Annotated in this window: 1 protein-coding gene; it reads left to right on the top strand. The window is 52.8% G+C overall.

The window, feature by feature from the left end; translation table 11 throughout:
- Window positions 1-72: 72 nt before the first annotated feature.
- Window positions 73-853 (top strand): IS5 family transposase gene (locus PsAD37_RS28145; protein ID WP_153039798.1). Its coding sequence is split into 2 segments (ribosomal slippage), with 782 coding nucleotides annotated over them: window positions 73-403 and window positions 403-853; the frame shifts between segments, so codons are not numbered across the junction. This gene is flagged as partial in the annotation.

Raw genomic sequence — 853 nt, 5'->3', positions numbered from 1 at the left:
TAGGTTCTGTTGACAAAGTGTATTCCAAAATCATCTGCTTTATGATTCAAGACTGTCTTTTAGGAGGCAGTTTTGGCACGTGGCGATTTAACGGACAGCGAATGGGAATTGATCGAAGCTCTGCTTCCTTCAGAGCGGGGCCGAAAATCTCGTCCTGCACAAGACAACCGCCGTTTTTTGAACGGCATGTTGTATGTCCTTCGCGTTGGCTGCCCGTGGCGGGACATGCATGAGCGCTACGGAAAGTGGAACTCCGTCTATGTCCGGTTTTGCCGTTGGGCGGAGCAAGGTGTTTGGGACCGGCTGCTTGAAACACTGGTGGAACTTGGGCTTAGCGACGACTGGCAACATATGATCGACAGCACCACAGTGCGCTGCCATAGTCAGGCCGCAGGCGCTAAAGGGGGACTCATAAGGAGGCTTTTGGTCGATCACGCGGCGGCTTTACGACGAAAATCCATGCCCGAACAGACGGTCAGGTACGCCCTCTCGGTTTTGTCCTGACAGGCGGCGAAGCGTCAGATTATAGCGCTGTTACCGCCCTTTTGGACATGCCTGTGCGCAAGCCCCTGCTGTTTTTGGCGGATAAGGGATACGATGGCGATGCCGTTCGCCAAAGCTTGCTGTTTGCAGGTATCAGTCCCGTCATTCCGCCGAAGGCGAACCGAAAGGATCCGATATCTTGCGATTTTCGGGCCTACAAAGACAGAAACCGCATTGAGCGCATGTTTAATAAGCTCAAGCAGTTCCGTAGGATTGCTACTCGATACGATAAAACCTGCGTACCTTTCGCCTCTTTCCTAAACTTGGCTGCTGCGCGTCTATGGCTACGCAACTTTGTCAACAGGACCTA

The sequence above is a fragment of the Pseudovibrio sp. Ad37 genome (assembly GCF_001623075.1).
Lineage (GTDB): Bacteria > Pseudomonadota > Alphaproteobacteria > Rhizobiales > Stappiaceae > Pseudovibrio.
The sequence above is the reverse complement of the archived record's forward strand: the minus strand, read 5'-3'. Positions and strand labels throughout refer to the sequence as shown.